Origin of the sequence: Sphingomonas aurea (assembly GCF_030678875.1) — a bacterium.
GTDB lineage: Bacteria > Pseudomonadota > Alphaproteobacteria > Sphingomonadales > Sphingomonadaceae > Sphingomonas > Sphingomonas aurea.
The window spans coordinates 48,378-74,726 of sequence record NZ_JAUUDS010000001.1 but is presented as its reverse complement, the minus strand read 5'-3'; the positions used below and the strand labels follow the sequence as shown (position 1 = coordinate 74,726).

General features: G+C 70.0%; 27 protein-coding genes. 8 read left to right on the top strand and 19 right to left on the bottom strand.

Annotated features, from left to right (window positions below; genetic code table 11):
* Positions 1-62 precede the first annotated feature (62 nt).
* Positions 63-227, bottom strand: a complete 165-nt coding sequence (locus tag Q5H91_RS00375) for a NepR family anti-sigma factor (protein WP_305171248.1) — start codon at positions 225-227, stop codon at positions 63-65.
* 246 nt (positions 228-473) lie between these two features.
* On the opposite strand from Q5H91_RS00375, the gene Q5H91_RS00370 reads away from it, so the two are divergent.
* The 3 genes from Q5H91_RS00370 to Q5H91_RS00360 all read left to right on the top strand — a co-directional run bounded on the left by Q5H91_RS00370 (position 474) and on the right by Q5H91_RS00360 (position 2,253).
* Positions 474-1,277, top strand: coding sequence for a response regulator (locus Q5H91_RS00370; protein WP_305171247.1), 804 nt, complete (start codon positions 474-476; stop codon positions 1,275-1,277).
* An 80-nt stretch (positions 1,278-1,357) separates the two neighbouring features.
* A complete protein-coding gene (locus Q5H91_RS00365) occupies positions 1,358-1,495 on the top strand; it encodes a hypothetical protein (RefSeq protein ID WP_305171246.1) in 138 nt (45 codons plus the stop codon).
* Between the two features lie 95 nt (positions 1,496-1,590).
* The gene (locus Q5H91_RS00360; protein ID WP_370655191.1) at positions 1,591-2,253 is read left to right on the top strand and encodes a sigma-70 family RNA polymerase sigma factor; all 663 of its coding nucleotides are present in this window, start codon (positions 1,591-1,593) and stop codon (positions 2,251-2,253) included.
* 156 nt (positions 2,254-2,409) lie between these two features.
* On the opposite strand, the gene Q5H91_RS00355 is transcribed toward Q5H91_RS00360, so the two are convergent.
* On the bottom strand, positions 2,410-2,586 hold the full coding sequence (locus tag Q5H91_RS00355) for a hypothetical protein (protein WP_305171245.1): 177 nt from the start codon (positions 2,584-2,586) through the stop codon (positions 2,410-2,412).
* A 97-nt stretch (positions 2,587-2,683) separates the two neighbouring features.
* On the opposite strand from Q5H91_RS00355, the gene glnE reads away from it, so the two are divergent.
* The 4 genes from glnE (at position 2,684) to Q5H91_RS00335 (ending at position 7,427) form a co-directional block, all read left to right on the top strand.
* Entirely contained in the window at positions 2,684-5,341 is a 2,658-nt protein-coding gene (glnE, locus tag Q5H91_RS00350) for a bifunctional [glutamate--ammonia ligase]-adenylyl-L-tyrosine phosphorylase/[glutamate--ammonia-ligase] adenylyltransferase (RefSeq protein WP_305172327.1), read from the top strand.
* Entirely contained in the window at positions 5,341-5,796 is a 456-nt protein-coding gene (locus Q5H91_RS00345) for a peroxiredoxin (RefSeq protein WP_370655229.1), read from the top strand. The genes glnE and Q5H91_RS00345 overlap by 1 nt, the downstream gene beginning before the upstream one ends.
* 13 nt (positions 5,797-5,809) lie before the next feature.
* Complete coding sequence (locus tag Q5H91_RS00340; RefSeq protein WP_305172326.1) at positions 5,810-6,640, top strand: ferritin-like domain-containing protein; 831 nt, start codon at positions 5,810-5,812, stop codon at positions 6,638-6,640.
* 85 nt (positions 6,641-6,725) lie between these two features.
* Positions 6,726-7,427, top strand: coding sequence for a M23 family metallopeptidase (locus tag Q5H91_RS00335; RefSeq protein WP_370655190.1), 702 nt, complete (start codon positions 6,726-6,728; stop codon positions 7,425-7,427).
* Between the two features lie 335 nt (positions 7,428-7,762).
* On the opposite strand, the gene tatC is transcribed toward Q5H91_RS00335, so the two are convergent.
* The 6 genes from tatC to argS are packed head-to-tail and all read right to left on the bottom strand — an operon-like array spanning position 7,763 to position 12,739.
* Complete coding sequence (tatC, locus tag Q5H91_RS00330) at positions 7,763-8,530, bottom strand: twin-arginine translocase subunit TatC (RefSeq protein ID WP_305171243.1); 768 nt, start codon at positions 8,528-8,530, stop codon at positions 7,763-7,765.
* The gene (gene tatB, locus Q5H91_RS00325; RefSeq protein ID WP_305171242.1) at positions 8,527-8,925 is read right to left on the bottom strand and encodes a Sec-independent protein translocase protein TatB; all 399 of its coding nucleotides are present in this window, start codon (positions 8,923-8,925) and stop codon (positions 8,527-8,529) included. The genes tatC and tatB overlap by 4 nt, the downstream gene beginning before the upstream one ends.
* Before the next feature lie 29 nt (positions 8,926-8,954).
* A complete protein-coding gene (locus Q5H91_RS00320; RefSeq protein WP_305171241.1) occupies positions 8,955-9,188 on the bottom strand; it encodes a twin-arginine translocase TatA/TatE family subunit in 234 nt (77 codons plus the stop codon).
* Positions 9,189-9,217: 29 nt separating this feature from the next.
* Positions 9,218-10,261, bottom strand: coding sequence for a beta-N-acetylhexosaminidase (gene nagZ, locus Q5H91_RS00315; RefSeq protein WP_305171240.1), 1,044 nt, complete (start codon positions 10,259-10,261; stop codon positions 9,218-9,220).
* A gap of 4 nt (positions 10,262-10,265) precedes the next feature.
* Positions 10,266-11,003, bottom strand: a complete 738-nt coding sequence (locus Q5H91_RS00310; RefSeq protein ID WP_305171239.1) for an SPOR domain-containing protein — start codon at positions 11,001-11,003, stop codon at positions 10,266-10,268.
* Complete coding sequence (argS, locus tag Q5H91_RS00305) at positions 11,003-12,739, bottom strand: arginine--tRNA ligase (RefSeq protein WP_305171238.1); 1,737 nt, start codon at positions 12,737-12,739, stop codon at positions 11,003-11,005. Before argS ends, Q5H91_RS00310 begins: the two co-directional genes overlap by 1 nt.
* Positions 12,740-12,941: 202 nt before the next feature.
* On the opposite strand from argS, the gene Q5H91_RS00300 reads away from it, so the two are divergent.
* Entirely contained in the window at positions 12,942-13,256 is a 315-nt protein-coding gene (locus Q5H91_RS00300) for a hypothetical protein (protein ID WP_305171237.1), read from the top strand.
* A 55-nt stretch (positions 13,257-13,311) separates the two neighbouring features.
* Here the strand turns inward: Q5H91_RS00300 and Q5H91_RS00295 are convergent, their stop codons facing one another.
* From Q5H91_RS00295 to Q5H91_RS00245, 11 genes are all read right to left on the bottom strand, one after another.
* Entirely contained in the window at positions 13,312-14,478 is a 1,167-nt protein-coding gene (locus tag Q5H91_RS00295) for a deoxyguanosinetriphosphate triphosphohydrolase (RefSeq protein WP_305172325.1), read from the bottom strand.
* Positions 14,479-14,486: 8 nt separating this feature from the next.
* Positions 14,487-16,334 carry an SPOR domain-containing protein gene (locus Q5H91_RS00290; RefSeq protein WP_305171236.1) on the bottom strand — a complete coding sequence of 616 codons (1,848 nt, stop codon included), beginning with the start codon at positions 16,332-16,334 and terminating at the stop codon, positions 14,487-14,489.
* Between the two features lie 157 nt (positions 16,335-16,491).
* Entirely contained in the window at positions 16,492-17,925 is a 1,434-nt protein-coding gene (gene ftsZ / locus Q5H91_RS00285; RefSeq protein ID WP_305171235.1) for a cell division protein FtsZ, read from the bottom strand.
* A 117-nt stretch (positions 17,926-18,042) separates the two neighbouring features.
* Positions 18,043-19,308, bottom strand: coding sequence for a cell division protein FtsA (gene ftsA / locus Q5H91_RS00280; RefSeq protein WP_305171234.1), 1,266 nt, complete (start codon positions 19,306-19,308; stop codon positions 18,043-18,045).
* A 34-nt stretch (positions 19,309-19,342) separates the two neighbouring features.
* Complete coding sequence (locus Q5H91_RS00275; protein ID WP_305171232.1) at positions 19,343-20,275, bottom strand: cell division protein FtsQ/DivIB; 933 nt, start codon at positions 20,273-20,275, stop codon at positions 19,343-19,345.
* A complete protein-coding gene (locus Q5H91_RS00270) occupies positions 20,272-21,195 on the bottom strand; it encodes a D-alanine--D-alanine ligase (RefSeq protein WP_370655228.1) in 924 nt (307 codons plus the stop codon). The genes Q5H91_RS00275 and Q5H91_RS00270 overlap by 4 nt, the downstream gene beginning before the upstream one ends.
* A 160-nt stretch (positions 21,196-21,355) precedes the next feature.
* Positions 21,356-22,234, bottom strand: a complete 879-nt coding sequence (gene murB / locus Q5H91_RS00265; protein ID WP_305172324.1) for a UDP-N-acetylmuramate dehydrogenase — start codon at positions 22,232-22,234, stop codon at positions 21,356-21,358.
* A 2-nt stretch (positions 22,235-22,236) separates the two neighbouring features.
* Positions 22,237-22,437, bottom strand: coding sequence for a hypothetical protein (locus Q5H91_RS00260; RefSeq protein WP_305171230.1), 201 nt, complete (start codon positions 22,435-22,437; stop codon positions 22,237-22,239).
* On the bottom strand, positions 22,434-23,837 hold the full coding sequence (murC, locus tag Q5H91_RS00255; protein ID WP_305171229.1) for a UDP-N-acetylmuramate--L-alanine ligase: 1,404 nt from the start codon (positions 23,835-23,837) through the stop codon (positions 22,434-22,436). Before murC ends, Q5H91_RS00260 begins: the two co-directional genes overlap by 4 nt.
* 151 nt (positions 23,838-23,988) lie before the next feature.
* Positions 23,989-25,128, bottom strand: a complete 1,140-nt coding sequence (murG, locus tag Q5H91_RS00250) for an undecaprenyldiphospho-muramoylpentapeptide beta-N-acetylglucosaminyltransferase (protein ID WP_305171228.1) — start codon at positions 25,126-25,128, stop codon at positions 23,989-23,991.
* Complete coding sequence (locus tag Q5H91_RS00245) at positions 25,125-26,315, bottom strand: FtsW/RodA/SpoVE family cell cycle protein (RefSeq protein ID WP_370655227.1); 1,191 nt, start codon at positions 26,313-26,315, stop codon at positions 25,125-25,127. Before Q5H91_RS00245 ends, murG begins: the two co-directional genes overlap by 4 nt.
* Positions 26,316-26,349 lie beyond the last annotated feature (34 nt).

The window sequence follows — 26,349 nt, the reverse complement described above, 5'->3', positions numbered from 1 at the left end:
CCGGCGGCCATGCCGAAGCGCTTAGGGTTCAATCTCGATCAGAGCAACGCCGCGACCCGATCCTATTGCAACTTGCCCAGGAGATCGAGGAACTCGTCCGGGATCTCTTCGTCCACCGTCTTCTGGTAGACGGTACGCAGCGCCGACCCCATGTCCCGATCGTCCTCACCGCTATTGTCGGAGGAACGCTGTCCGGCGGGGGCCTTCTTGTTCTTGTCCTGACCCAATCTCGACGTCTTTCCCCCTGGAGCCGCCGGACACCGCACAACCGCGGCACGTCCATACGGCCCGCCGCATCGGCAGGTGCGGCGTGATTACGGGCATGAAACCAAAAAGCGTCTCGTTGGTTCCCGCAGCCTGTACGAAAAATGAGATCGGCTCTTCGGGAGCCGGCGCATGTCGTTTCGCGTTGCATCTTGACCGATCCCCGGCGTTAAAACGGGGCGGTCATATTCAGGGAGTACCCATCGCTCATGTCGCTCGGTCAGCAACTCGCACCGCATCTTCCCTTCCTGCGGCGCTACGGCCGGGCATTGACCGGCAGCCAGAGCCACGGCGACCGCTATGTCCGTGCCACGCTGGAGGCGATCGTCGCCGCGCCGGAGCAGTTCCCGCGTGACGTCGATCCGCGGCTCGGCCTGTACCGCATGTTCCAGGGTATCTGGACCTCGGCCAATTACGACGAGATGGAGGATCATCTCGGGAGCGAACTCGACGGGGCCGAGGCGGTGACCCGCGCGCGGCTCTCGCGCATGACGCCGCTGTCGCGCCAGGCGCTGCTGTTGACCGCGATGGAGGGCTTCACGCCCGAGGACGCGGCCTATCTGATCGATGTCGAGCCGAGCGAAGTCGATACGCTGGTCGCCGAGGCGCTGAGCGAGATCGAGAACCAGACCCGCGCCCGCGTCCTGATCATCGAGGACGAGCCGATCATCGCGATGGACATCGAATCGATCGTCCGCGACCTGGGCCATGACGTGACCGGCGTGGCGGTGACCCGCGACGAGGCGGTCGGCCTTGCGATGGAGGACCGTCCCGGCCTGGTGCTTGCCGATATCCAGCTGGCCGACGACAGTTCCGGCATCGATGCGGTCAAGGACATCCTGGCCGAGTTCGAGGTGCCGGTGATCTTCATCACCGCCTTCCCCGAGCGGCTGCTGACCGGCGAACGGCCCGAGCCGACCTTCCTCATCACCAAGCCGTTCCAGCGGTCGACGGTGAAGGCGGCGATCAGCCAGGCGCTGTTCTTCGACCAGACGACGGTGCCCGCAGAATAACGCCCCGCCCGCCCGGCCGGAATTTTACGGCCGGGCAGCACGGTTACGGACCCAAAACGAGTTTCGGAGGTTGAAGCGTCATGGCTGATCCCAACGACCGCACCCACCTGTCCACCGACGAAGCCCGCGCTGGATCGACCCCGCACATGACGCGGTACATCCTGCCGATCTCGCTGGCGCTCATCATCGTGATCTTCGCGGTTCTGGTATTCCGTTGAGCGCGTTGCAGGGTGACCGCGGGTTGGAAAGCCGCGCTTACATGCCTATTTTGGCCGAGCGCGGTCTGCGCGCCGAGCCTCAAGATCGGACAAGAATGAACGAGCCCATGTCGCGCGACGACGCAGCCGACGCCCTGGAGGCCGACGGCCACGACGTTGCGCCGGTAGAGCATGTTTCGCTCTCCGATCCCGAGTTCAAGACGCAGCTGGCGCAGGTGATCCCCCATCTGCGCGCGTTCGGCCGCTCGCTGTCGGGCAGCCGCGACCTGGCCGACGATCTGGTGCAGGAAACGCTGCTGAAGGCATGGGCTGCGCGCAAGCGCTTCCAGGCCGGCACCAACATGCGCGCCTGGACCTTCATCATCCTGCGCAACCTCTACCTCTCGCAGATGCGCCGCGCGCGGTTCAAGGGCGAGTGGGACGATCTGGTCGCCGACCGCATCCTCGCGGCTCCCGCCAGCCAGGATCGGCACGTCGAACTGGGCGACATGCAGCGCGCGCTGATGCACCTGCCCCAGCCCCAGCGTGAGGCGCTGATCCTGGTCGGTGCGGGCGGCTTCGCGTATGAGGAAGCGGCCGAGATCTGCAACGTCGCGGTCGGCACGATCAAGAGCCGGGTGGCGCGCGGACGCGTGGCGCTCGACGCGCTGCTGACCGATGGCGCCCTGCCGTCACGGCGGAGCCATGAGGTCGATCCGAACAAGTCGGCGCTCGATTCGATCATGGGGGACGTGGACCACCTGAGCCGCGGGCGCTAGGTCGGTCGGGCCAACCTACCTTATTCGACGACGTTCATGCCGGGTTCGTCCCGGCATGAAGCGTTTCAGCCTCTATCAACGTCGTTCGCGCCCAGCGAAGTCTTGGCACAGCCCGGACCATTCTGCGTTCGGAGCGATCGGACGCTCCGACTTACCTCAATGGGGCCGGCCGCTCCGGTTCAGCTTGCGCAGCAGATCGATCATGTCGTCCGGCAGTCCCGAGCCGGCCGGGAACGCACCGCGCAGGGCCTCGCCCACCGCATCGGTGGGCCGCGGCGGGCGCACGACCTGCTCGCCACCCGCACGGTCGATACAGAGGGATGCAGACGTCATCATGCGGGCTACAACGTCCCGCCCCTCCTTTCGTTGCCCGCGTAGCGCACGGTTGGCCTGACCCGGCGATGCGCCTATCGCTGCGGCGATGGAGACGATGAACGAGGCCGGGCGCCTGGACGATGCGGTGGAGCGGGCGGTTCGCTGGTCGCCGTTCCTGGCGATGCTGGTCGATCGCGAGCCGGGCATCGTCGCCGCGGCGCGCGACGGCAGGCTCGATCTCGACGCGTGGATCGATCCCGACCTGCCGACCGGCACAGCGCTGCGTCGTGCGCGCCGCGCGCTGGCACTGAGCGTCGCGCTCGGCGATCTGGCCGGGGTGCTCGACCTGACCGCGGTCACGGCCGCGCTGACCCGGTTCGCCGACCTGGCGCTCGACACCGCGATCCGCACCGCGATCGCCGAGCGCTATCCGGGCGAGGAGCCGCGCGGCTTCGCGGCGATCGCGCTCGGCAAGCAGGGCTCGCACGAGCTGAACTACTCGTCCGACATCGACCCGATCCTGCTGTTCGATCCCGCCACCCTGCCCCGCCGCGCCCGTGAAGAGCCGGAAGAGGCGGCGGTGCGGATCGCGCGGCGCGTGGTCGAGCTGCTCCAGGCGCGCGACGGCGACGGCTATGTCCTGCGCGTCGACCTGCGCCTGCGTCCCTCGCCGGAGGCGACGCCGATCGCGCTGCCGGTCGGCGGCGCCATTGCCTATTACGAGAGCCAGGCGCTGGCGTGGGAGCGCGCCGCCTTCATCCGCGCGCGCGCGGCGGCGGGCGATCTCGCGCTCGGCCAATCCTTCCTCGGCGCGATCCGACCGTTCGTGTGGCGGCGGACACTCGACTTCGGGGCGGTGGGAGAGATCCGGTCGCTGTCCGCGCGCATCCGCGACCACCACGCGCAGGGGCAGCGGCTCGGCCCCGGCTTCGACCTGAAGCGCGGGCGCGGCGGCATTCGCGAGGTGGAGTTCTTCGCGCAGATCCACCAGCTGATCCATGGCGGGCGCGACGCGGTGCTGCGGGCGCCGGCGACCCGCGACGCGCTGACCGAGCTGGCGATCGCCGGCTGGATCGAGGCGGACGACGCAACCGACCTCGCCGCGGCCTACACGCTGCTGCGCACGGTCGAGCACCGCGTGCAGATGATCGACGACCGCCAGACCCACCGCCTGCCGACCGGCGACGCGCTGGACGCGGTAGCGCGGCTGCACGGGCTGGCGAACGGCGAGGCGCTGATCGCGATGCTGCGCCCGCATGTCGAGCGGGTCGGCACGGTCTATGACGCACTCGACGATCGCCGCCGCCCGGCCCTGTCGGTCGATGCCGAAACGCTGGAACAGACGCTGGCGGCGCGCGGCTTCGATGCAGAGGCGGCGGGCCGGCGGATCGCGGCGTGGCGCGGCGGCAGCTATCCGGCGCTGCGCAGCCCGGCGGCGCGCGAGGCGCTGGAGGCGGTGCTGCCGGTGCTGGTCGAGGCGCTGGCCAAGGCGCCCGATCCCGACCAGGCGCTGCTGCGGCTCGACCGGATGCTGGAGCGGATGGGCAGCGCGATCAACATCTTCCGGCTGTTGGAGGCGCGGCCGGGGCTGGCCGAGCTGCTCGCCCGCCTGCTCGCCCATGCGCCGCCGCTCGCCGACGAACTGGCGCGGCGACCGGCGCTGATCGACGGGCTGATCGATGCGAGTGCGCTCGACACGATCGACGACGCCGCACCGCTGGTCGCCGCGATGCTGGGCGGCGATGCGGGCGATTACGGCGCGCGGCTCGACCATGTCCGCCGCGTCGTCGGCGAGGCGCGGTTCGCACTCGGCGCGCAGATCGTCGCGGGCAGCGCCGATCCGCTCGCCGTCGCGGCCGGCTATGCGCGGGTCGCCGACGCGGCGGTCGAGGTGCTGGCGCAAGCCGCGATCGCCGAGTTCGCCGCGGTGCACGGGCAGGTGCCGGGCAGCGAGCTGGTGATCCTGGCACTGGGTCGATACGGCGGCGGTGCACTGACCCATGCCTCCGACCTCGACCTGATTTACCTCTTTACCGGCGACTTCGACGCGGAGTCGGACGGCGCCAAGCCGCTCGGCGCCACCCTCTACTATAACCGGCTGGCGAGCCGGGTGACGGCCGCGCTCTCGGTGGCGACGGCGGCGGGCGCCCTGTTCGAGGTCGACACGCGGCTGCGTCCCTCCGGCGCCCAGGGGCCGCTGGCGGTCTCGCTCGACAGCTTCGCCCGCTATGCCCGGCAGGACGCCTGGACCTGGGAACATATGGCGCTGACCCGCGCCCGGCCGGTCTTCGGATCGGCGGCGGCCAGGGGGGCGACGCAGGCGATCATCGACGCGGTGCTCGGTGGCGACCGGCCGGCGCGCGACGTGGTCGCAGAGGCTGTAACGATGCGCGCCGACATGGCCCGCCACAAGCCGCCGCGCGGCAGCCTGGACGTGAAGCTGGCGTCCGGTGGGCTGGTCGACCTGGAATTCGCGGTCCATGTCCTGCAGCTGACCGGGCGCACAGGCTTCGATCCCGACCTTGGCCGCGCGATCGATGCGCTGGCCGCGGCAGGGCTGGTGGCGCCGAGCCTGCGCGCGGCGCACGACCTGCTCACCCGGCTGCTGGTGACGCTGCGGCTGGTGGCGCCCGACCTGGAGCCCCCCGCCCCCGCTACCCGCGCCCTGATCGCCGCCGCGGTCGGCGTTGCGGATTGGGACAGCGTGGTTGCGGGTGCCGACGCCGCCCGGCAGGAGGTGCAGGCGCATTGGGCGCGACTGACGGAGGCATGATGAAGCAGGGCGACCACATCCCCAAGGCTCAGGTCACCGACATGGACGGCCAACTGCTCGACCTCGCTGGCATGGCAGGGCCGCTCGTCGTCTATTTCTATCCCAAGGACGACACCTCGGGCTGCACGCGCGAGGCGCAAGACTTCACCGCCGTGGCGCCCGATCTGGCAATGGCCGGCGTGCGGGTGATCGGCATCTCGCCCGATTCGCCTGCCTCGCACGCGAAGTTCACCGCCAAGCACGCACTGGCGGTCGAGCTGGCGAGCGATCCCGACCACGCGGCCGCGGAGGCGTTCGGCGTGTGGGGCGAGAAGAAACTTTATGGCCGCACCTATATGGGCGTCGAGCGGGCGACGTTCCTGTTCGGCGCTGACGGCCAGCTGGTGCAGGCGTGGCGCAAGGTCCGCGTGCCCGGCCATGTCGACGCGGTGCTGGCCGCCGTCCGCGCCCTGTGATCGCCGTCCTGTGATCGCGCTGCCCACGACCCTGGGTGAGGCGTGTCGCGCGGTGCTGACGACCGCCGACCCGCCCGCCAAGGTACGGCTCGCCCGCGCGGTGGCGCGCGCGTGGCGGCGCGGGCAGCTGGCACCCGAGTTCGACGCCGTCATGCCCGACGCACCGGCGCGGCCCGCCCGGCCCGAGCTGCTGCCGCCCAACCGCATGCCCAAGCGCGGGCGCGGCGGGTCGGAACGGGGCCGTGCGGCGCTGCTCCACGCGCTGGCGCATATCGAGTTCTCCGCGATCGATCTGGCGTTCGACGCCGCCGGGCGATTCGGCGGGCTGTTCCCGCGTCGCTTCGCCGACGACTGGATCGGCGTGGGCGCGGACGAGGCGATGCACTTCGCGGTGCTCGATCGACGCCTCAGGGCGTTCGGCCTGCACTATGGCGCACTGCCCGCCCATGCCGGGCTGTGGGAGGCGGCGGCGGACACCGCCCACGATGCCGCCGCAAGGATGGCAATCGTGCCGATGGTACTGGAAGCGCGCGGGCTCGACGTGACACCGGAAACGGTCGCCCGGTTCGAGGCGGCCGGCGACATGCCCAGCGCGCGCATCCTGCACCGCATCTTCACCGACGAGATCCGCCATGTCGGGATCGGCACGCGCTGGTTCGGATATCTGTGTGCAAACGCCGACATTTCGCCCGCGCCGCACTGGCAAATGCTGGTCGGACGGCACTTTCGCGGGCCGCTAAAGCCTCCGTTCAACGACTCGGCGCGCGCCCGTGCCGGTCTGACGCGAGACTATTACGCTCCTATTGCCGCGTTAACCTCTTCCGGGTCACACCAGCCTCGTTGAAGCGCGGTGGGGCTGCGGGTCAGCACGGAAATGGTCAGGATCGGCATCGCCCTTGGCGACACCGGCGATGTTGTGCGGGGTTCGAGTGAACAAGCAACTGCTTACGGCGATGGCGCTGGTCGCCACCCTGGCCGCGACCCAGACGGGGGCCCAGACTGGCACTGGCTCCCGCCACACCGCCGCCCCGGCAGAGGGCGGCGAGTATATCCCGGTTCCGGGGCCCGAGGCCGCCGCCGACCTGCGCGCCGACAAGGAATTCAAGACGCTGTTCCAGACCTGGAAGAGCTTCGACGGCGGCCTGGGCCGCGGTGCGATCTCGATCCCCTCGGTCCAGCCGGTCGCCTCGCTGAAGTTCACCAGCAATTTCGGCATCCGCTCCGATCCGTTCCGCGGCACCGCCGCGATGCACGCCGGTGTCGATATTCCGGGTCCAGTCGGCACGCCGATCTATGCCACGGCCGACGGCATCGTCTCGAACGCCAGCTGGCGCGGCGGTTACGGCAACCTGGTCGAGGTCAATCACGGCAAGGGTATCGCCACGCGTTACGGCCACCTGTCGAAGATCCTGGTTGCCGACGGCGCCCGCGTGACCCGCGGCCAGCTGATCGCGCTGATGGGTTCCACCGGTCGCTCGACCGGCCCGCACCTCCATTATGAGGTCCGCATCGACGGCCATGCGGTCAACCCGCTGCCGTTCCTGACCACCGCCGACTATCTGCTGGCGGCGCAGGATACTTCGGTGCGCGAGATCCCCGTGTCGCACGACGGCCCTGCCGCGCAGGACTAAGGTGGCGCGGCCTGGGCCGCTCGCTTCCCTCGTGTTCCCGCGAAGGCGGGAACCCAGTAACTTGGAGCGCGATCCACCGAAACTGAAGCACCTCCCCGGCAAAGTGGCTGGTTCAATCTCAGTGGATCACACTCTAGCAGAGTAACTGCCTGCAGCAGGAGGTAAACACTGGGCTCCCGCCTTCGCGGGAGCACTGGTGTGGCGCTGCTCCGTTCCACCTCGAATCAGCGATTACATACGTCCCGTCGCGTCCGACCGAGCAAACGCGCATCGTCACGCCGGACTGTTCGGAACCCCGCAGCGTCGCCATCGCGGGCGGCACCTGCGATCCCTTCTCAGCTCTCGACGATCTCCGTCCCGGCTTCGCGGGCGCGCTTGCGCTCGGTGAACCAGATGCCGATGATCGCGAACTCATACAGCAGGATCAGCGGCACCGCGAGCAGCACCTGGCTCATCAGGTCGGGCGGCGTCAGCACCGCGGCGACCGCGGTGGCGCCGACGATCGCATAGCGCCGAGCGGCGATCAGCCCCTTGCGCGTGACGATGCCGGCCCGTTCCAGCAGCATCAGCAGCACCGGCAGCAGGAACGACAGACCGAACCCGAACAGGAACTGCATGATGAAGGCGAGGTAGTTGCCGATCGCGGGCAGCGCCTCGCGCTTCACCCCGCCGACCACGCCGTCGAAGCCGAGGAGGAAGTGCAGCGCCATCGGGATGGCGATGTAGTACGCCATCGCCGCGCCCATCAGGAACAGGACAGGCGTCGCGAAGAGGAAGGGCAGCAGCGCGCGCTTCTCCTTGCGGTACAGGCCGGGGGCGACGAACTGCCACAGCTGGTTGGCGATCACCGGGAAAGCCAGCATCATCGCCGCGAAGAAGGCGACCTTCACCTGGACGAAGAACGCCTCGAAGATCTGGGTGTAGATCAGCGTCCCCTGCCCCGCGCGCAGCAGCGGCTGGACGAGGAAGGCAAAGATCGCTTCGGAAAAGTAGAAGGAGATGCCGAAGGTGACGACCAAAGCGGCGATGCAGTAGAGCAGGCGCCGGCGCAGTTCGAGCAGATGGTCAAGCAAAGGCGCCTTGCTGTCGTCGATCTCGCTCACGAGGCCGCCCCTTCCGACCGGTGCGGCGCGGTGTCGGGTGCGGGGGTGACGTGCGGCTTCTCGACCATGACCGGCTCGGCGGTGGCGTCATGGTCGGGCACCGCCGGCTCGGCAGCGGGCGTGCCCTCTGCCGGCTGATCGGGCTCGGCCGGATCGGTCTGGGGATGCTCGCGCATGATCCGCTCGTTCTCGGCGGCCCAGCGCTTCTCCATTTCCTCCAGCTCCGCCTCACGCACCATCTGGTCGAAGCCGGAGCGGAACTGGCGCGCGACACCCCGCGCGCGGCCCACCCAATAGCCGACGACGCGCATGGCCTTGGGCAGGTCCTTGGGACCGATCACCACCAGCGCGACGAACGCCACGAGCAGCAGCTCGCTCGAATCGATATTGAACATTCAGCCGCGCCCGTGCGGATGGAACGGGATCAGCGATCGTCGCGAACGCGCTCGCCCTCGCGGTCGAACGCGGGCTCGGCGCGGGTCTGCGCCTCGATGCGCTTGGCGGGCTTGGACGCGTCGTCCTCTTCGGCCATGCCCTTCTTGAAGTTCTTCACTCCCTTGGCGACGTCGCCCATCAGATTGGAGAACCGACCGCCGCCCAGCAGCAGGATGGCGACGACGGCGAGAACGAGCAGATGGATCGGGCTGAAGCTGCCCATGGCGCTTACTCCTGGAAGGTTAGGGCTATCTAGGCGTTCCCGCCGGGCATTGCCAGCCGAACCGAGAGATTGCTTGCCGACAGCAACGTATCGCGGCGGGCAATGGCTTCACCCGGATCGACGACAGCGTCCGGACGCGACGGGGTCGCCCGTGCGAGCCGGGCGGCGGCGGCGGGTGCGATCGGGCCGAGCCGGGCCGCGATCGCCCGCACGTCCGTCGGCGTGGCATGACAGCAGAGCGCCAGATCACAGCCGACGACGATCGCCGCCGCGGCGCGCTCCGCCATGCCGCCCGACAGCGCGCCCATATGAAGGTCGTCCGACAGGAGCAGGCCGTCGAAGCCGATCGTATCGCGGACGACCTGTCCGATCACCGTCGGCGACAGACTGGCCGGGCGTTCCGGGTCCCAGGCGGCGTAGACGACATGGCCGACCATCCCGGCGACCGCGTACGAGGACAGCCGGCGAAAGGGTGCGAAGTCCGCCGCCAGCGCCTCGGCATCCGGGGTGACGACGGGCAGCGCATGGTGGGGATCGACGGTGGCGCGGCCGTGGCCGGGCAGATGCTTGACGATCGCCACCACGCCGGCGGTGGCCATCCCCTCGACCCAGGCACGGCCGAGCGCCGCCACCTGCAGGGGGTCACTGCCGAACGTGCGGTCGGCAAGCACCGGGTCCGCGCCGGCATGGGTCAGGTCGAGCACGGGTGCCGCGTTCATCGTGATGCCGGCAGCGGCCAGCACATGGCCCAGCGCCTCGCCATTGGCCCGTGCAGCCTGGATCGCCGTCATGGGTGCCCGCGCATAGGCGTCGGCGAAGACCGATGCGGCCGGGAAGGCGGGCCAGAGCGGCGGCCGAAGCCGGGCGACCGGCCCACCCTCCTGATCGATCAGGAGCGCCAGGTCGGCGCGGTCCGTCGCCGCGCGCAGCGCAGCGGTCAGCGCGCGCAACTGCGGCGGATCGACGACGTTGCGGGCGAACAGGATCACCCCAGCCGGGTCGACCTCAGCCAGCATCCGTCGCTCGTCAGGAGACAGTAAGGGTCCGGCTATACCGACGACGATCGGGGTCACGCCCCTATCCGGCGACGAAGCACGCCTCACCCGCCACGCGCAGCCGGCCGCACAGCTCCGCCGCCTGATTCGCGCTGCCGGCATCGACGCGCAGACGGTAGAGCGTCTTGCCCTCGCGCGCGACCGGCTGCACCGTCTTGGTCAGCGGCGCGAGATAGGCAAAGCGCTTGGCAAAGCGGTCCCACGATGCGTTGGCCACCGCCTCGCTGGGATAGGCACCCAGCTGGACGAGCGAGCCGCCGCCATGCACCGCGGCAGCGGCGGGGCGATCGGCGGTGAGCGGAGCGGCGGCGACCAGCCGGCCGCCGCGCTCGGGCACCTGTGCGACGACATTGCGCCCGGGCGCGGGGGCGGCGCTCGGGGTCGCGGTCGCGGACGGTGCGCGGGTGGCGTCGACCGGCGCCTCCGGCACGGCATTCAGGTCGATCGCGCCCGCGCCGGCGCCCTTGCCGGCGCTGGTGGCGATGGCGGTGTCGCCCTCGCCCTCTACCTTCAATCCGCCGGGCTCTTCCGGACGGACCTTGTAGGGGCCGACTTCGGCGGGGATCAGCTGACCGGTGCCGGCGCGCTCGCCACCGCCGCGCAGCGTCACGACGCCGATCAGCACCCCGGCCGCGACCGCCATCCCGACGACCAGCAGCGCGATCATCCGCCCCCAGGAGCGTTCCGGTTCCTCGTCGGGCTCGACCGTCTCCAGCCAGGGCAGGCGATCCTCGTCGCGCAGGTAACGCTCGTCGCGCATCAGTTCATCTCCGACACGGCCTCGACACCCATCACGCGCAGACCGTTGCGGATGATCTGCCCGATGCCGGCGGCGAGGAAAAGCCGTGCGCGCGTCGCCGCCGGATCGTCGACCACCAGGAAGCGGCGATCGGGCCGGTCGTTGCCGACATTCCACAGCGCGTGAAAGCCGGCCGCCAAGTCATAGAGGTAAAAGGCGATCCGATGCGGCTCGCGCGTCGCCGCCGCAGTCTCGACCGTGCGCGGGAACTGCGCGGCGAGCTTGACCAGCGCCAGCTCGTCCGTCTCCAAACGGGACAGGTCGGCCTCACCGCCCTCGCTCCCGGCCTCGATCCCCGCCTCGGCAGCGCGGCGGTGGAGCGAGGCGATGCGGGCATGAGCGTACTGGACGTAGAAGACCGGATTGTCCTTCGATGCCTCGACCACCTTGGCGAAGTCGAAATCCATCTGCGCGTCGGCCCGGCGGGTCAGCATGGTGAAGCGGACGACATCCTTGCCGACCTCGCGCACCACGTCGGCCAGCGTCACGAAATTGCCGGCACGCTTCGACATCTTCACCGGCTCGCCGCCGCGCAACAGGCGGACCATCTGGATCAGCTTGACGTCGAACCGCTTGGTGCCGCCGGTCAGCGCAGCGACGGCGGCGACGATGCGCTTGACCGTGCCGGCATGGTCGGCGCCCCAGATATCGATCAGCTGGTCGGCATTCTGCGCCTTCTGGAAGTGATAGGCCATGTCGGCGCCGAAATAGGTCCATTGCCCGTTCGACTTGCGGATCGGCCGGTCCTGATCGTCGCCGAACGCGGTGGAGCGGAACAGCGGCAGCTGCACCGGCTCCCAATCCTCGGGCGTCTCACCCTTGGGCGCTTCCAGCACGCCGTCATAGACCAGGTCGCGGGCGCGCAGTTCGGCCTCTGCCGCCTCCGGCTTGCCGGCCGCCTGCAACTCCGCTTCGGAGGCGAAGATATCGTGGTGGATGCCGAGCAGGGCGAGGTCGGCGCGAATCAGCTCCATCATCGCCGCGACCGCGCGGGTGCGGAACGGCACCAGCCACTCCGCCTCGGGCGCGGCGACATAGCGGTCGCCGAACTCGGCGGCGAGCGCCTGCCCGACCGGCACCAGATAGTCGCCGGGGTACAGCCCCTCGGGGATCGCCACGGTCTCGCCCAGCGCCTCGCGATAGCGCAGGTGCGCCGAGCGGGCGAGCACGTCGACCTGCGCGCCGGCATCGTTGACGTAATATTCGCGGATCACCTTGGCCCCGGCGAACTCCAGCAGGCTGGCGAGCGCGTCGCCGACCACCGCGCCGCGGCAATGGCCCATGTGCATCGGCCCGGTCGGATTGGCCGAGACATATTCGATGTTGACGGTGGTGCCGGTGGCCGCCGTCGAGCGGCCGTAATCGTCGGCGGCCGCGTGGACCGCCGCAAGCTCCTCGCGCCAGCTGTCGTCGGTCAGCACCATGTTGATGAAGCCCGGACCCGCCACGTCGACCCGCGCCACCGCGGGCAGCGCCGCCAGCTCGGCCGCCAGCGCCTCGGCCAGGTCGCGCGGCTTCACGCCCGCCGGCTTGGCCAGCACCATCGCGGCATTGGTCGCCAGATCGCCGTGCGAGGCGTCGCGCGGCGGCTCAACCGTCACGTTGCGGCGGTCGAGCCCGCCCGGCAGCACGCCACGGTCGGCGAGGGTGTCGAGCGCGGCATCGATGTGCGCGGCAAAGCGAGTGTAGAGCGTCATGAACCGTCCGGAGCTGGAAAGCGCCCGCCCTAGCCGAACTGCTCGCCCCCCTCAAACCCGGAGTGCGACGCCGGATTGCATCGGACGCAATCGTACGCCGCGGCTTTGCAGTTGTGACGGTCGGAGGCCGCGATTATCCCGGCCCCACACCATAAAAGAGGACACCTGATCGAGCCACGCCATCCCAGCGAGGAATACGATCATGCGCACCATCATCTTCAGCCGCGCCGCCGCACTCTGCGCCATGGCGATCATCGGCACCAGCGCCCGTGCCGCCGAAGCCGAGAAGAGCTTCGTCCACGAGGGCTATACCTACACCTATACGACGTCGCAGGACGCCGAGGGCCGCACGGTCATCGACGGGCAGCGCCTGCCCGGCCGCCAGGACTTCCACCTGATCGTCGAGAATGGCCGCGTGTCGGGACGGTCGGGCAACAAGCCGGTCACGTTCCGCGTCGCCGAGGCGAAGGGCGCCGCGATCGACGCGTCCGGCAGCATCGCTGCGCTCGGCCGCTGATCTTCACGGGTTTCCTGCCCGTCCCGGTTGCGTAGCGGGCGGGCAGGGATACGGATCAGAAGCCTTCGGGCATCTCGATCGGGCCGACCACTTGGCGGTACTGGCCGATCGCATACCGGTCGGTCATGCCGGCGATGAAGTCGGCGATGTGGCGGCTGCGATCGGGCTCGGTCATGGGCAGCCGCTCCGCCCATTCGGACGGGAGCGCCGCCGGATCGGCGCGATAGGCGGCGAACAGCCCCGACACCACCTGCTGCGCCGCCGCCGCCGCCGCCAGCTGGACCGGGTGATGATAGAGATTGGCGTACATGAAGCGCTTCAGGTCGCGCTCCTCGCCGCGGAGCCGGTCGGAGAAGCCGACCAGCGCTCGTCCTGCTGCGCGGACATCGTCCGGGCTTGCTACGCCCGACCCGGCGATGCGGTCGCGGGTTTCGGCGATCAGGTCGGTCACCATCGCGCCGATCTGACTGCGAACCAACTCGCGGGCAAGCCGGTCGCGCGGCACGCCGCCGTGCCGCGCCTCGACGTCGCGCCACACCCGCGCGACCAGCGGCACGGCCAGCAGCTGGTCGAGCGTCAGCAGCCCGGCGCGCAGGCCGTCGTCGATATCGTGATTGTCATAGGCGATGTCGTCGGCGATGGCCGCGACCTGCGCCTCCAGCGACGACCAGCCGGTCAGGTCAAGCGGCCGCTCCGCATCCACCGCCGCCAGCGCCCAGCCGGGGTGGCGGACCGGGCCATTGTGCTTGGCCAGCCCCTCCAGCGTCTCCCAGGTCAGGTTCAGGCCGTTCCAGCGCGGATAGGGCCGCTCGATCTCGGTCAGCACGCGCAGGGTATGGCCGTTGTGGTCGAACCCGCCCTGCCCGGCCAGCGCCGCCTTCAACGCGTCCTCACCCGCATGGCCGAAGGGCGGATGGCCAATATCGTGCGCCAGGCACAGAGCCTCGGTCAGGTCCTCGTTCAGGCCGAGCGCGCGGGCGATCGCGCGGCCGATCTGCGCCACCTCGATACTGTGGGTCAGGCGGACGCGGAAATGGTCCCCGTCAGGCGCCATGAATACCTGGGTCTTGTGGCGGAGGCGGCGGAAGCTGATCGAGTGGATCACCCGGTCGCGATCACGCTGGAACGCGTCGCGCGGGCCCCGCACGCCGCCATCATTCTCGTCGTGCAGGCGACCGCGACTGCGCGCCGGATCGGCCGCCCATGGCGCGCGGCCGGTCATGGCGTCGCTCACTTGGCGGGCAGACGCGTAACCGGCTGGCCCGCCTCGCTGGTCGTCGCGTAGCTCGACACGCCTTCCTTGGCGAGCGTGTTGACGAACGCGCGCGCCTCGGCATCGGTCTTGAACGGGCCGGTCAGGACCCGGTTCGTTGCGCGCAGCGGCGTGGTGTAGCCCGACTTGCCGGCGAACGAGGCGGGCGATTTCGCCTTCGCGGCCTTCCACGCCTTGACCAGGTCGTTCTCATTCGCACCGCTGGCGACCTGAACCCAGATGCGCGAGGGGTTGGCGCGTGCCGCCTTCTTCTCGGCCGCCGCCTTGTCGGCAAGCGCCTTCTTGTCGGCCGCGGCCTGTTTCTCCGCCTTGGCCTTGCGGTCGGCAGCACGTTTCTGGGCGGGGGTGAGGACCGGTTCCTCGAGGGCCGCAACGGCCTTCACGCCGCGCTTGCCCTTGGCGGTGGTCGCGGGCGCTGGATCGTCGGCATCCGCGTCGCCGGTCAGCTTGGCAGCCACGGCGCGGCGGACGGCAGTGTCGCGCGCCTCCTTCTCGGACGCGCCCGCAACGACCCGCTTGCCAGCCGCCGAGGCAGGCGCGCGCGCCACCGCCGCCGGGATCGCTTCGGTCGATCCCTGCGGCTCGCCGACACCGAGTTCGGACGCGGGGATGGTCAGGCTGGCGACGATGCGCGCGAGCACCGCGTCGGCCCGCCGGGTGGCGGCGTTCGATTCGACCGGCGGAACGCTGGTGGCGGGTGCGGGTCGCGGGGTGACGGCAGCGACGGTCACGGGCGGCGTCTGGCGGACCGGGGCGGCGGGCACCGTCTGCACGACCTCGCGCGCTGGGGCCATGACGATGGCGGGCGCGGTACGGACCGGAGCGGGCGTGACCACGGGGGCCGCGGTGGGGGCAACCGTGCGGACCGGCGTGGCCTGTGCTGCCGCGACCTGGACCGGTGGCGTGGCACGCGTCGGGGTGGAACGCCGGCGAGCGGCGCTGCGCTGCTCGCGTGCGGTGGGCACGGGTGTCGCCGCGGCGACCTGCACCGGCGGGCGCGTCTCGCCCGGCAGCGCGGCCATCGGCGGCACCAGCTTGGCGTCGGCGATTCGTTCGGGCGTCGGATAGACCTCGCCGAAATGGACCGCGAAGGCGCGATCGACCGGCGAGAGCGCAGGCAGGCGCGTGAAGAAAAGCCCCAACCCTTGCGCCAACTGCGCGGGCATCATCGTCGTCGCAATCTTGTTGGCGCCTGCCGTGTCGCCGTTCATCGCCAGGATGAAGGCGCGCGCGCGCCAGGCGGCACGGTCCTGCCGCCGTACCAGCGGGTCGAGCAGATCGAGCGCTTCCGCCTGCCGCCCGGAAATGCCGAGCGACAGGGCGTAGCGCCGCACCGTCTCGTCGGCGCGCGCCGCCCCGAGCGCGGTGCGATAGTCGCGTTGCGCCCGCTCCTGCTGGCCGATCAGGTCATAGGCGAGGCCACGGTCAGCAGCGAAGGCGGCCGTCGACAATCCGGCCTGCTCCGCCTGCTGGAACAGGCGCAGCGCCTCGCCCGGCCGTTCGGAGCGAACCAGGATCGACGCCATGCCCGCTTTGACCCGGCCGTCGCGCGGGTCGATCTTGTCGGCGCGGGCGTAGAGCGCGGCAGCGCCGCTCAGGTCGCCGAGTTTCAGCGACAGGTCGCCGGCGCTGACCAGCGCGGTCACGTCGCGCGGATTGGTTGCGAGCTGGCGCATCTGCGCGGCAAGCAGGTCCGCATCGGTCTGCTCCAGCGATTGCACCACCGCCTGCGCGGCGAGCGGCATGGGCAGCGCGGTCATGGCAAGCGCGGCGAGGAGCGAAGTCAGGCGGGTCGGATGGGTCATGGGATCAGTGCGACGCTACAACCGACAGGGGATGAACGGACAGTGGATCGCCCCGCCCCGCGCGACGGAGCGGGGTTGGGAAGCGACGAATGCTGCGGACCCGCGTCATGCCGGAACAAGCCCGGCATGACGGCGGAAGGCGCAGCGGCCAATCCGATCAGGAATTGCTCTGTCGGTGCAGGAAGCGCGGAATGTCGAGCGGTTCGGCGCCGGGCTTCTCCTCTTCACGCTGCGCGCCACGGGCAGCGTTGGACATGCGCTCGAACAGCGTCCCGCCCAGCTTCACACGCGGTGCGGGCGCGGGGTCGGCGGGGGCCGCCTCGCTGCCGGGGGCGACCCAGCGACGCGTCGGTTCCTCGACCGGTGCGGTCCCAGCGGCAGCGGCGGGCTGGTAGCCAGCGTCGGCAGCCGGGACCATCGTGTCGGCGCCGAGCACCAGCTCGTCGTTCGACGGTGCGGTCTCCGCAACCGGCTCGGGCGCCGGCGCGGCGGCCTGCGGTGCGGGTGCGGCCGGTGCCTGATCGGTGCTCGGGCGGAAGGACGGCGTCTCGTCGCTGCGGCGTGCGCCGGAGAAACTGAACGGCTGCGACGCGGGGGCCGGAGCGGCCGGAGCCATGGTCCGCTCGACCGCCTCGATCCCGGTGGCGACCACCGAGACGCGGATCTTGCCCTCAAGCTCGGGATTGAAGGCCGAGCCCCAGATGATGTTCGCGTCGGGATCGACCAACTCGCGGATGTGGTTCGCCGCCTCGTCGACCTCGAGCAGGCGCATGTCGTCGCCGCCGGTAATCGAGATGATGACGCCCTTGGCACCCTGCATCGACACGCCGTCGAGCAGCGGGTTGGCGATTGCCTTCTGCGCCGCCTCCAGCGCGCGGTTGTCGCCGCTTGCCTCGCCGGTGCCCATCATCGCCTTGCCCATCTCCTGCATGACCGAGCGGACGTCGGCGAAGTCGAGGTTGATGAGGCCGGGCATGACCATCAGGTCGGTGATGCCGCGCACGCCCTGCTGCAGCACCTCGTCCGCCATCGAGAACGCCTCCTTGAAGGTGGTGTTCGCATTGGCGATCAGGAACAGGTTCTGGTTGGGGATGACGATCAGCGTGTCGACGAACTTCTGCAGTTCCTCGATCCCGCCATCTGCCGCCTTGGAGCGACGATTGCCCTCGAACGCGAAGGGCTTGGTGACCACGCCGACGGTCAGGATGCCCATGTCGCGCGCCGCCTTGGCGATGACAGGCGCGGCGCCGGTGCCGGTGCCGCCGCCCATGCCGGCGGCGATAAAGACCATGTGGCAACCCTCGAGCTGCTTGGCGAGCGAGTCGATCGTCTCCTCGGCCGCGGCGCGGCCGATCTCGGGACGGGCGCCGGCGCCCAGCCCCTGCGTGATCTTGGTGCCCAGCTGAATACGATTGGGCGCCGTCGACTGTTTCAGCGCCTGCGCATCGGTGTTCGCGACCAGGAAGTCGACGCCCTGCACGTCGGCCCGCATCATGTTCGCGATCGCGTTGCCGCCCGCACCGCCGACGCCGATCACCGCGATACGCGGGGTCAGCTCGTCGACCTCGGGGGCCAGAAATTCGATGCTCATCGCCGTCAGTCTCCGCCCGTCTCTGGCCGAAGAACGCCGGCCGGACCCATCATTAACGCTATCTACCGCACGATTCGCCCGCCGCCAGCACAAATCAGCGACGATCGCGTAACCCGATCAATAATTTGCCCGCGCCGCCTGGATCAGCTTGCGGAACAGGCCCATGCCGCCCGACGGCCGCATCACCGTCTGCCCGGCTGGTGCCAGGCTGCGCAGGTCGACAGGATCGGTGGCCGCATAGAAAGCCAGCCCGGCTAGCGTGGCGAAGGCGGGTCCGCCATGCGCCTCCGGCAGTCCGGTCAGCCCGCGCGGCCGGCCGAGCCGGACCGAGCGGCCCAGTGCCTGCTGCGCGTAATCGGCGATGCCCTTCAGCTCGGCACCCCCGCCGGTCAGCACGACCTGCCGCCCCACCGGCCCCTCGAAGCGCAGCTGTGCCAGCGCCTTGCGGATCTCGCCCATCTGATGCTCCAGCCGCTGGCGGATCACGCCGATCAGCTGCGCCTTGGTGATCTGCACGCCGGCATGGGCGTCGTCCTCGGCGGCGATCGGCGTCACCGGGATCATGTCGTGATTGTCGCGCGGGGACGCATTGGCCGAGCCGTGGAAGCACTTCATCCGCTCCGCCTGCTGGCGCCGGGTGCCGAAGGCGGAGGCGATGTCGTCGGTGATATCAGCCGCGCCGGTCGGGATCGAGCACAGCCCGACCAGCATGCCGCCCGCGAACAGCGAGACGTTGGTGATCCCCGCGCCGATCTCGACCAGCGCGACACCCAGCTCGCGCTCCTCGTCGGACAGGCAGGCGAGGCCGGTGGCGACGGGCGAGGCGATGATCGACTTCACCTCCAGATGCGCCGAGCGGACGCACAGGTCGAGGTTGCGCACCGGCGATCCATCGGCGGCGACGACGTGGATGTGGACGCCCAGCTTGTCGGCATGGAGGCCGAGCGGCTTCTTCACGCCCGTAAGCCCGTCGAGCGTGTAGAGCGCCGGCTGGGCATGGAGCACCATGCGGCCCTGCGGATCGATCGACTGGCGCCCGGCGGTGAGCAGCGCGTCAATATCCTGCTGCTCGACCTGATGGCCGCCAAGTTCCACCTCGACCTCGGCGACGTCGGACACCAGACCGCCCGCGGAAAAACCGACCCAGACATTCTCGATGTTCAGCCCCGCGATCCGCTCGGCCTGCTCGACGGCCTCGCGCACCGCCGCCTCGGTCGCGGTCATGTCGGCGATATAGCCGCGCTTGACGCCGCGGCTCTCGCGCTGGCCGGTGCCCAGCACGATCAGCTCGCCGCCGTCGCCCTTCTTCGCGATCATCGCCGATACCTTCGATGACCCGATATCGAGTGCGGTAATCAGCCCTTCCGGTGCAGCCTTTGCCATGTTCCGTCCCCCAGAGCCCGCTCAGCCCCAATATTCAACCTTCGCCCGGTGCGCCATTGCCAGTCGTGGCCGGTTCCGCGCCAGCGCCGATCTGCGCCGGCTCGGCCAAAGCGTGGTTCTGATTCAAACCGGGCTTGCGCGCAACCAGCTTGGCCGGATCGCGCATGTCGAAGCGCAGCCAGCCGCGCCCCAGCAGCGGCCGCGCGCCGTCCAATTCCGCAAAGCGAACCAGCGCGCGCGGCGCCTCCTCCTCCGGCAGGGCGAGCACCTCGCCGCTGTCGAAGGTCAGGTCCCAGCGGCGATTGCCGATCCAGGTCGCGGCGCGGATTCGCGGCTTCAGCGCAGGCGCGGCGGCGAGCAGCGACTGGTAGCTCGCCTCCTGCCGATCGGCGCCCGGCCCGATGATGAGCGGCAGGTCGGGGATCGCATCGGCGCGCACCGGCTCCAGCAGCACGCCCGACGCGTCGATCAGGGTCAGTTCGCCGCGATCCTGCCACACTGCCGCGGGCGTCCGCTCGACGATGTCGATCAGCAGCGTGTCGGGCAGCCGGCGCGAGACGTGCGCGTCGGCGATCCAGCCATAGCGGAGCAGCTTCTGGCGCACGTCCTCCAGATCGACCAGCGGCATCGCCCGCGTCTGCTGGTCGAGCGCGACGGCATAGACGGTCATCCGGTCCATCCGCTTCAGCCCGGTGATCTCGATCTGCTGGACGCGCAGCCCGGCCTGCCCCGCCGTCTCGGCGAGCGCGGCGCCGACCATCGCCGGCACGCCCAGCCAGCCGGCCGCCACGACCGCGCCGACGCCGACCGCGCCGGTGATCGTCCAGGTGACGGCGCGGCGCAGCGTCTGCTCGCTGACCGGCAGGCGCGTGACCAGCCGGTCGATCATCGACACCTTCTTGGCGGGCTGGCGCCGTCGTGGGGCCGGCCGTTTGGGCGGCGCGCCGCGCCTGATCGTGCGGCTCATCCCACACCGTCCTTCATCGCCTCATCGACGATCGCCTGTACCAGCTGGGCATAGGAAAGGCCGACATGCCGCCCCTGTTCGGGCACCAGGCTGAGCGCGGTCATGCCGGGCTGGGTATTCACCTCGAGCAGGAACAGCCCGTCGACGCCGCGCTCGTCGTCCCAGCGGAAGTCGGAGCGGCTGGTGCCCTTGCAGCCCAGCAGCCGGTGCGCCTCCAGCGCCAGCGCCTTGCACGCGTCGGCGATCTCGTCGGGGATGCGGGCCGGGCAGACATGCTCGGTCAGGCCATCGGTATATTTGGCGTCGAAGTCATACCAGCCGTTCTTCGGGATCAGCTCGGTGACGCCGAGGGCACGGTTGCCGAGCACCGCCGTCGTCAGCTCGCGCCCACGGATATAGGGCTCGGCGAGCAGCTCGTCGAATTCCTGCCACGGGCCCTTGGCATCGGGCGCGATCGGGTCGCCATAATTGCCGTCCGCCGTCACGATCGCGACGCCGACCGAGGAACCCTCGTTGACGGGCTTCAGCACATAGGGGCGTGGCAGCGGGTCGCGCTGGAACAGGTCGGCGGATTTGACGATGCGCCCGCCGGGCATCGGGATGCCGTGCGGGACCAAAGCCTGCTTGGTCAGTACCTTGTCGATCGCGATGACCGAGGTGGCGAGCCCGGAATGGGTGTAGCGCAGGCCCATCAGGTCCATGAGGCCTTGGACGGTGCCATCCTCCCCCGGCGAACCGTGGAGCGCGTTGAACACCAGGTCGGGCTTCGCCCCTGCCAGACGCGCAGCGACATCGCGGTCCATGTCGATGCGGGTGACGCGGTGGCCGAGGGATTCGAGCGCATCGGCGACACCCGCGCCCGATTGCAGCGACACCGGACGCTCGGCCGACCAGCCGCCCATCAGAACCGCGATATGCATCGTCATCAAAACTCCTCCCCGCTCGCGGGGAGGGGGACCGCTCGGCGCCAGCCGAGGGGTGGAGGGGGGCCTCCACAAGCAGATCGTTCGCGGCGATCCCCCTCCACCATGCTGCGCATGGTCCCCCTCCCCGTGCCGGGGAGGATCTGGGTTGCGATCATCATGCCAACCCCACTCGCTGGATTTCCCACTCCAGCGTCACGCCCGACTGCGCCCGCACCCGGTCGCGGACCTCCTCGCCCAGCGCCTCGATATCGGCGCTGGTCGCCGAACCGAGGTTGAGCAGGAAGTTGCAGTGCTTCTCCGACACCTGTGCGCCGCCGCGGGTCAGTCCGCGACAGCCGGCCGCGTCGACCAGCGCCCATGCCTTGTGCCCGGCCGGGTTCTTGAAGGTTGAGCCACCGGTCTTCGATCGCAGTGGCTGCGAAGCCTCGCGCTCGGCGGCGATGCGGTCCATCTCGGCGCCGACCGCGGCGGGTTCGGCCGGGTGGCCGGCGAACACCGCGTCGATCACGATCGCGCCGTCGGGCAGCGCGGAATGCCGATAGGTGTAGCCGAGATCGGCCGCCGCCAGTTCGACCCGCTCGCCGCTGCGCAGCACCACCGTCGCACGGCGCAGGATGTCGGCTACCTCGCGCCCATAGGCGCCGCCGTTCATCCGCACGAAGCCGCCGACCGTGCCGGGGATCGACCGCAGGAACTCGATCCCGCCGATCCCGGCATCGCGCGCGGTCGAGGAGACGAGGATGCCGCTCGCCCCGCCACCGCAGGACAGGGTGGTGGCGTCCAGCCGGTCGACCTTCGCGAAGGGCTTGCCCAGCCGCACGACCACGCCCGGCACGCCACCGTCGCGGACGATCAGGTTCGACCCCAGCCCCAACGGCCAGACCGGCACCGTCGGGTCGAGCGCACGCAGAAAATCGGCCAGGTCGTCGGCATCGGCAGGCTCGAACAGCCACTCGGCCGCACCGCCGGTCTTGAACCAGACCAGCGGCGCGAGTGGCGCATTCGGGGTCAGCCGGCCGCGGACCGGCGGCATGGTCACCACGGCCCGACGCCCCACAGCCGCGTCCACGCCTGCCACGCGGCCAGATTCGCCTCGGCCGCCTTGCGCGCCGCCTCCTGCGCCTCGACCATCGCGTCGCCGGCCCTGGTCGCCTGCGTGCCGACGTCGAGTGCGCGGCGCTGTGCGTCGAGCATCTGCTTCTGGAAATCGACCGATGCCTTAAACCAGTCGGTCATCGCCGGCCGCCGATCGCGTCGGCAAGGCCCGCCGCCCATTTCGTAATATCGCCCGCGCCCAGGCAGACGATCATGTCGCCCGCGCGCAGGTCCGCGGCCAGTTCTGCCGCGAGCGCATCGGCATCGGCGACGATCGCGGCGTTGCGGTGGCCGCGGCGCTTCAGCCCGGCGACCAGCGCGTCGGCGTCGACCCCCTCGACCGGCGCCTCGCCCGCCGCATAGACCGGCGTCACGAGCACCCGGTCGGCGTCGTTGAACGCGGTCTGGAACTCCTCCATCAGATTGCCGAGCCGCGAGTAGCGGTGCGGCTGGACGACCGCGATCACCCTGCCCTGCACGCCCTCGCGCGCGGCGGCGAGCACGGCGCGGATCTCGACCGGATGGTGGCCGTAATCGTCGATCACCGTGGCGCCGGCTACCTCGCCGACCTTGGTGAAGCGACGCTTCACCCCGCCGAATGCCTCGAACCCGCGCTGGATCGTCGCGTCATCGATACCCAGTTCCAGCGCGACGCCGATTGCGGCCAGCGCGTTCTGGACGTTGTGGCGGCCGGGCATCGGCAGCTCGATCCCCTCGATCGAACGGACGCTGCCGTCGCGGCTGCGCACCAGACACTCGAAGCGGTTGCCGCCAGGAATTGGCGTCACATTGACGCCGCGCACGTCTGCCTGCGCCGAGAAGCCATAGGTGACGACGCGGCGGTCGCGCACACGCGGCAGGACGTTCTGCACCTCGGGATGGTCGAGGCACAGGATCGCCGCGCCGTAGAAGGGCACGTTCTCGACGAACTCGACGAACGCATCCTTCACCGCATCGAACGAGCCATAATGGTCGAGATGCTCGGGATCGATGTTGGTGACGACCGCGATCGTGCCGTCGAGGCGCAGGAAGCTGCCGTCGCTCTCGTCGGCTTCCACCACCATCCAGTCCGACGCACCGAGCCGGGCGTTCGAGCCATAGCTGTTGATGATGCCGCCGTTGATGACGGTCGGGTCGACCCCGCCCGCGTCGAGCAGCGCGGCGACCATGCTGGTCGTCGTCGTCTTGCCATGGGTGCCGGCGACCGCGACGGTCGATTTCAGCCGCATCAGCTCGGCGAGCATTTCCGCCCGGCGGACGACGGGAATGCGGCGTTCCAGCGCCGCCTCGACCTCCGGATTGGAGCGGGTGATCGCGGTCGAGACGACCACCACCGCCGCATCGCCGATATTCTGCGCGGCGTGGCCGATCGCGACGGGGATGCCCTTGGCGCGCAGCCCCTGTACGACATAGCCCTCGGCCACGTCGGAGCCCTGCACGCTGTAGCCGAGATTCTTCATCACCTCGGCGATGCCGGACATGCCGATCCCGCCGATGCCGACGAAGTGGATCGTGCCGATATCGGTCGCGACGCCGCGCATCAGATCCTCCCCGCTTGCGGGGAGGGGGACCGCCGCGAAGCGGTGGTGGAGGGGGAGTGCGGCAGGCGGGCCGTTTGCCGCGAACCCCCTCCACCACTCGCTGCGCGAGCGGTCCCCCTCCCCGTGCCGGGGAGGATTTGAGATTGCAGCCTCATGCGAACGCCACCTTCTGCTGGCGGACCGCGACCGGCAGGCGCGCGCGGGGGGCGTCGAGGCTCTCGACCAGGTCGGCGAGGTCGCCGACCGCGTGGGGGCGACCGACGCTCTTGGCGCGACCGGCGGCATTTTCCAGCGCCTGCGGGTCGAGACCCAGCTTCTGCATTTGCTTGGCCAGTTCGACCGCGGTGAAGCTCTTCTGCGCGATCGTCCGCGCGCCGCCCGCGTCGGTCATCTCGCGTGCGTTGGCGGTCTGGTGATCGTCGGTGGCAGACGGCAGCGGCACCAGGATCGCCGGCCGCCCCGCCGCGGTCAGTTCGGCGATGGTCGAGGCGCCGGCACGCGCGATGACCAGATGCGCCCAGGCCAATTGCTCGGGCAGGTCGGGCAGATAGGTCGCAAGCTCGGCCGCGATCTGATGCTCGGCATATTGCGCGCGGGCGGCGTCGATATCCTCGATCCGCGCCTGATGCGTCACCTGCAGCCGGCGGCGGAAGGTCGGCGGCAGCATGGCGAGCCCGTCGGGCACCACCTCGCTCAGTACGCTTGCCCCCTGGCTGCCGCCGGTGACCAGCACGCGGAAGATGCCGTCCTCCTCCAGGAGCGGATAGGGTTTGGCACGCAGGCCCAGCACCGCCTCGCGCACCGGATTACCGACGAGATGGCTCTTGGCGATCAGCTTCTCGGGCAGGCGCTCGGTCCGCTCGTACGAGGTGGCGATCGCGTCGACGCGGCGCGCGACCAGCCGGTTGACGCGGCCGAGCACGGCGTTCTGCTCGTGCACCGCGGTCGGGATCTTCTCGGCAAACGCCGCCAGCAGCGCCGGCATCGCCGGATAGCCGCCGAAGCCGATCACGGCGGCGGGACGGAAATTGCGGTACAGCTCGCGCGCCATCGCCCGGCCGCGCCACATCTCGCGCAGCGCCTTCGCGTAGCCGAGCGGGCCGCCGGCGAAGCGCCCCGCGGGCAGGACATGGGTCTGCACCCCGTCGAACAGGCCGGGGAAGCGTACGCCGCGCGCGTCGGAGACGAGGGCGACGTGATGCCCGCGCTTCGTCAGTTCGGTGGCGAGGGCGGCGGCGGGAACCATGTGTCCGCCCGTGCCACCCGCCGCCAATACGTAATGTTTGCTCATTCGCCGCTCCAGCGGACCACATAAGGTGACCGCGTCAGGAACGGATTGCGACGGGTGAAGGCCAGGAGCAAGCCCATCCCGATCGACAGCGCGATCATCGACGAGCCGCCATAGCTGATGAAGGGCAGGGTCATGCCCTTCGACGGGGCCAGCCCGGTGTTGACCGCCATCGAGACGAGCGCCTGCGCGCCGAACTGGGTGGCGAGGCCGGCGGCGGCGAGCAGCTTGAATTCGTCCTGCTCGTCCAGCAACTTGACGAACACACGCACGACGATGGCCAGGAACACCAGGGCGACCACCGAGCAGGCGATCAGCCCGAACTCCTCGCCGATGACCGAGAAGATATAGTCGGTATGCGCCTCCGGCAGGCCGAATTTCGCCGATCCTGCTCCCGGCCCCGTCCCGGTCCAGCCGCCCGAAGTCAGCGTGCGGTGCGCGGCATCGACCTGGAAATGGTCGGCCGCCCCCTCCCCCTCAACCGAGGGAAACAGGAAGGCGTCGATCCGCGCGCGCGCGGTGCCGTAGAACAGATAGGCCGCGACCAGCCCGGCCGGCACCATCGCGGTCAGCCCGACCAGAACGCGCATCGGCGTGCCCGCGATCATCAGCAGGGCCATCCACACCGCGCAGAAGATCACCGTCTGGCCGAAATCAGGCTGTAGCATCAGCACCACGGCGATCATGCCGGTCATCCCGCCGGTGATGAGCACGGTCGGCAGCTCGCGATCCTTGGCCTTCAGCGACAGGAGCCAGGCCACGGTGACGATGAACAGCGGTTTCAGGAACTCGGACGGCTGCACCTGCGAGATGCCGAACTCCAGCCAGCGCTTCGCGCCGTTCTTCTCCACTCCGATCAGCGGGGTCAGCGCGAGCAGTCCGAAGAAGAAGATCGCTCCGGACACCGCGAGCCGCCGCGCCTGTACGACCGGCAGCATCGATACCCCGAACAGGACGGGCAGCGACACGCCGACCCACATCAGCTGGCGCCAGAAATAATAGAGCGGCGCGATCTTGTGCTTGTCGCCCGAGTAGCGGACCGCGGTCGCGGGGCTGGCCGCCGCCACCGCGATCAGGCCGATCGCGATCAGGAACAGGGTGAGCAGCAGGAGCATCCGGTCGATGTCCCAGAACCAGGTGCCGAGCGGCGAGCGATCGCCGCGACCGCCGCGCTTCTTGACCTGCGCCATCAGCCGCTCGCGCTGGCCCTTCGCGTCTGGTCCG

Excerpts from the sequence above, each read along its gene's own strand:
- Q5H91_RS00370 (WP_305171247.1), top strand. The coding sequence starts at position 474 with ATGTCGCTCGGTCAGCAACTCGCACCGCATCTTCCCTTCCTGCGGCGC.
- Q5H91_RS00365 (WP_305171246.1), top strand. The coding sequence starts at position 1,358 with ATGGCTGATCCCAACGACCGCACCCACCTGTCCACCGACGAAGCCCGC.
- Q5H91_RS00360 (WP_370655191.1), top strand. The coding sequence starts at position 1,591 with ATGAACGAGCCCATGTCGCGCGACGACGCAGCCGACGCCCTGGAGGCC.
- Q5H91_RS00355 (WP_305171245.1), bottom strand. The coding sequence starts at position 2,586 with ATGACGTCTGCATCCCTCTGTATCGACCGTGCGGGTGGCGAGCAGGTC.
- glnE (WP_305172327.1), top strand. The coding sequence starts at position 2,684 with ATGAACGAGGCCGGGCGCCTGGACGATGCGGTGGAGCGGGCGGTTCGC.
- Q5H91_RS00345 (WP_370655229.1), top strand. The coding sequence starts at position 5,341 with ATGAAGCAGGGCGACCACATCCCCAAGGCTCAGGTCACCGACATGGAC.
- tatB (WP_305171242.1), bottom strand. The coding sequence starts at position 8,925 with ATGTTCAATATCGATTCGAGCGAGCTGCTGCTCGTGGCGTTCGTCGCG.
- Q5H91_RS00320 (WP_305171241.1), bottom strand. The coding sequence starts at position 9,188 with ATGGGCAGCTTCAGCCCGATCCATCTGCTCGTTCTCGCCGTCGTCGCC.
- Q5H91_RS00310 (WP_305171239.1), bottom strand. The coding sequence starts at position 11,003 with ATGCGCGACGAGCGTTACCTGCGCGACGAGGATCGCCTGCCCTGGCTG.
- argS (WP_305171238.1), bottom strand. The coding sequence starts at position 12,739 with ATGACGCTCTACACTCGCTTTGCCGCGCACATCGATGCCGCGCTCGAC.
- Q5H91_RS00300 (WP_305171237.1), top strand. The coding sequence starts at position 12,942 with ATGCGCACCATCATCTTCAGCCGCGCCGCCGCACTCTGCGCCATGGCG.
- Q5H91_RS00295 (WP_305172325.1), bottom strand. The coding sequence starts at position 14,478 with ATGACCGGCCGCGCGCCATGGGCGGCCGATCCGGCGCGCAGTCGCGGT.
- Q5H91_RS00290 (WP_305171236.1), bottom strand. The coding sequence starts at position 16,334 with ATGACCCATCCGACCCGCCTGACTTCGCTCCTCGCCGCGCTTGCCATG.
- ftsZ (WP_305171235.1), bottom strand. The coding sequence starts at position 17,925 with ATGAGCATCGAATTTCTGGCCCCCGAGGTCGACGAGCTGACCCCGCGT.
- ftsA (WP_305171234.1), bottom strand. The coding sequence starts at position 19,308 with ATGGCAAAGGCTGCACCGGAAGGGCTGATTACCGCACTCGATATCGGG.
- Q5H91_RS00275 (WP_305171232.1), bottom strand. The coding sequence starts at position 20,275 with ATGAGCCGCACGATCAGGCGCGGCGCGCCGCCCAAACGGCCGGCCCCA.
- Q5H91_RS00270 (WP_370655228.1), bottom strand. The coding sequence starts at position 21,195 with ATGCATATCGCGGTTCTGATGGGCGGCTGGTCGGCCGAGCGTCCGGTG.
- murB (WP_305172324.1), bottom strand. The coding sequence starts at position 22,234 with ATGCCGCCGGTCCGCGGCCGGCTGACCCCGAATGCGCCACTCGCGCCG.
- Q5H91_RS00260 (WP_305171230.1), bottom strand. The coding sequence starts at position 22,437 with ATGACCGACTGGTTTAAGGCATCGGTCGATTTCCAGAAGCAGATGCTC.
- murC (WP_305171229.1), bottom strand. The coding sequence starts at position 23,837 with ATGCGCGGCGTCGCGACCGATATCGGCACGATCCACTTCGTCGGCATC.
- murG (WP_305171228.1), bottom strand. The coding sequence starts at position 25,128 with ATGAGCAAACATTACGTATTGGCGGCGGGTGGCACGGGCGGACACATG.
- Q5H91_RS00245 (WP_370655227.1), bottom strand. The coding sequence starts at position 26,315 with ATGGCGCAGGTCAAGAAGCGCGGCGGTCGCGGCGATCGCTCGCCGCTC.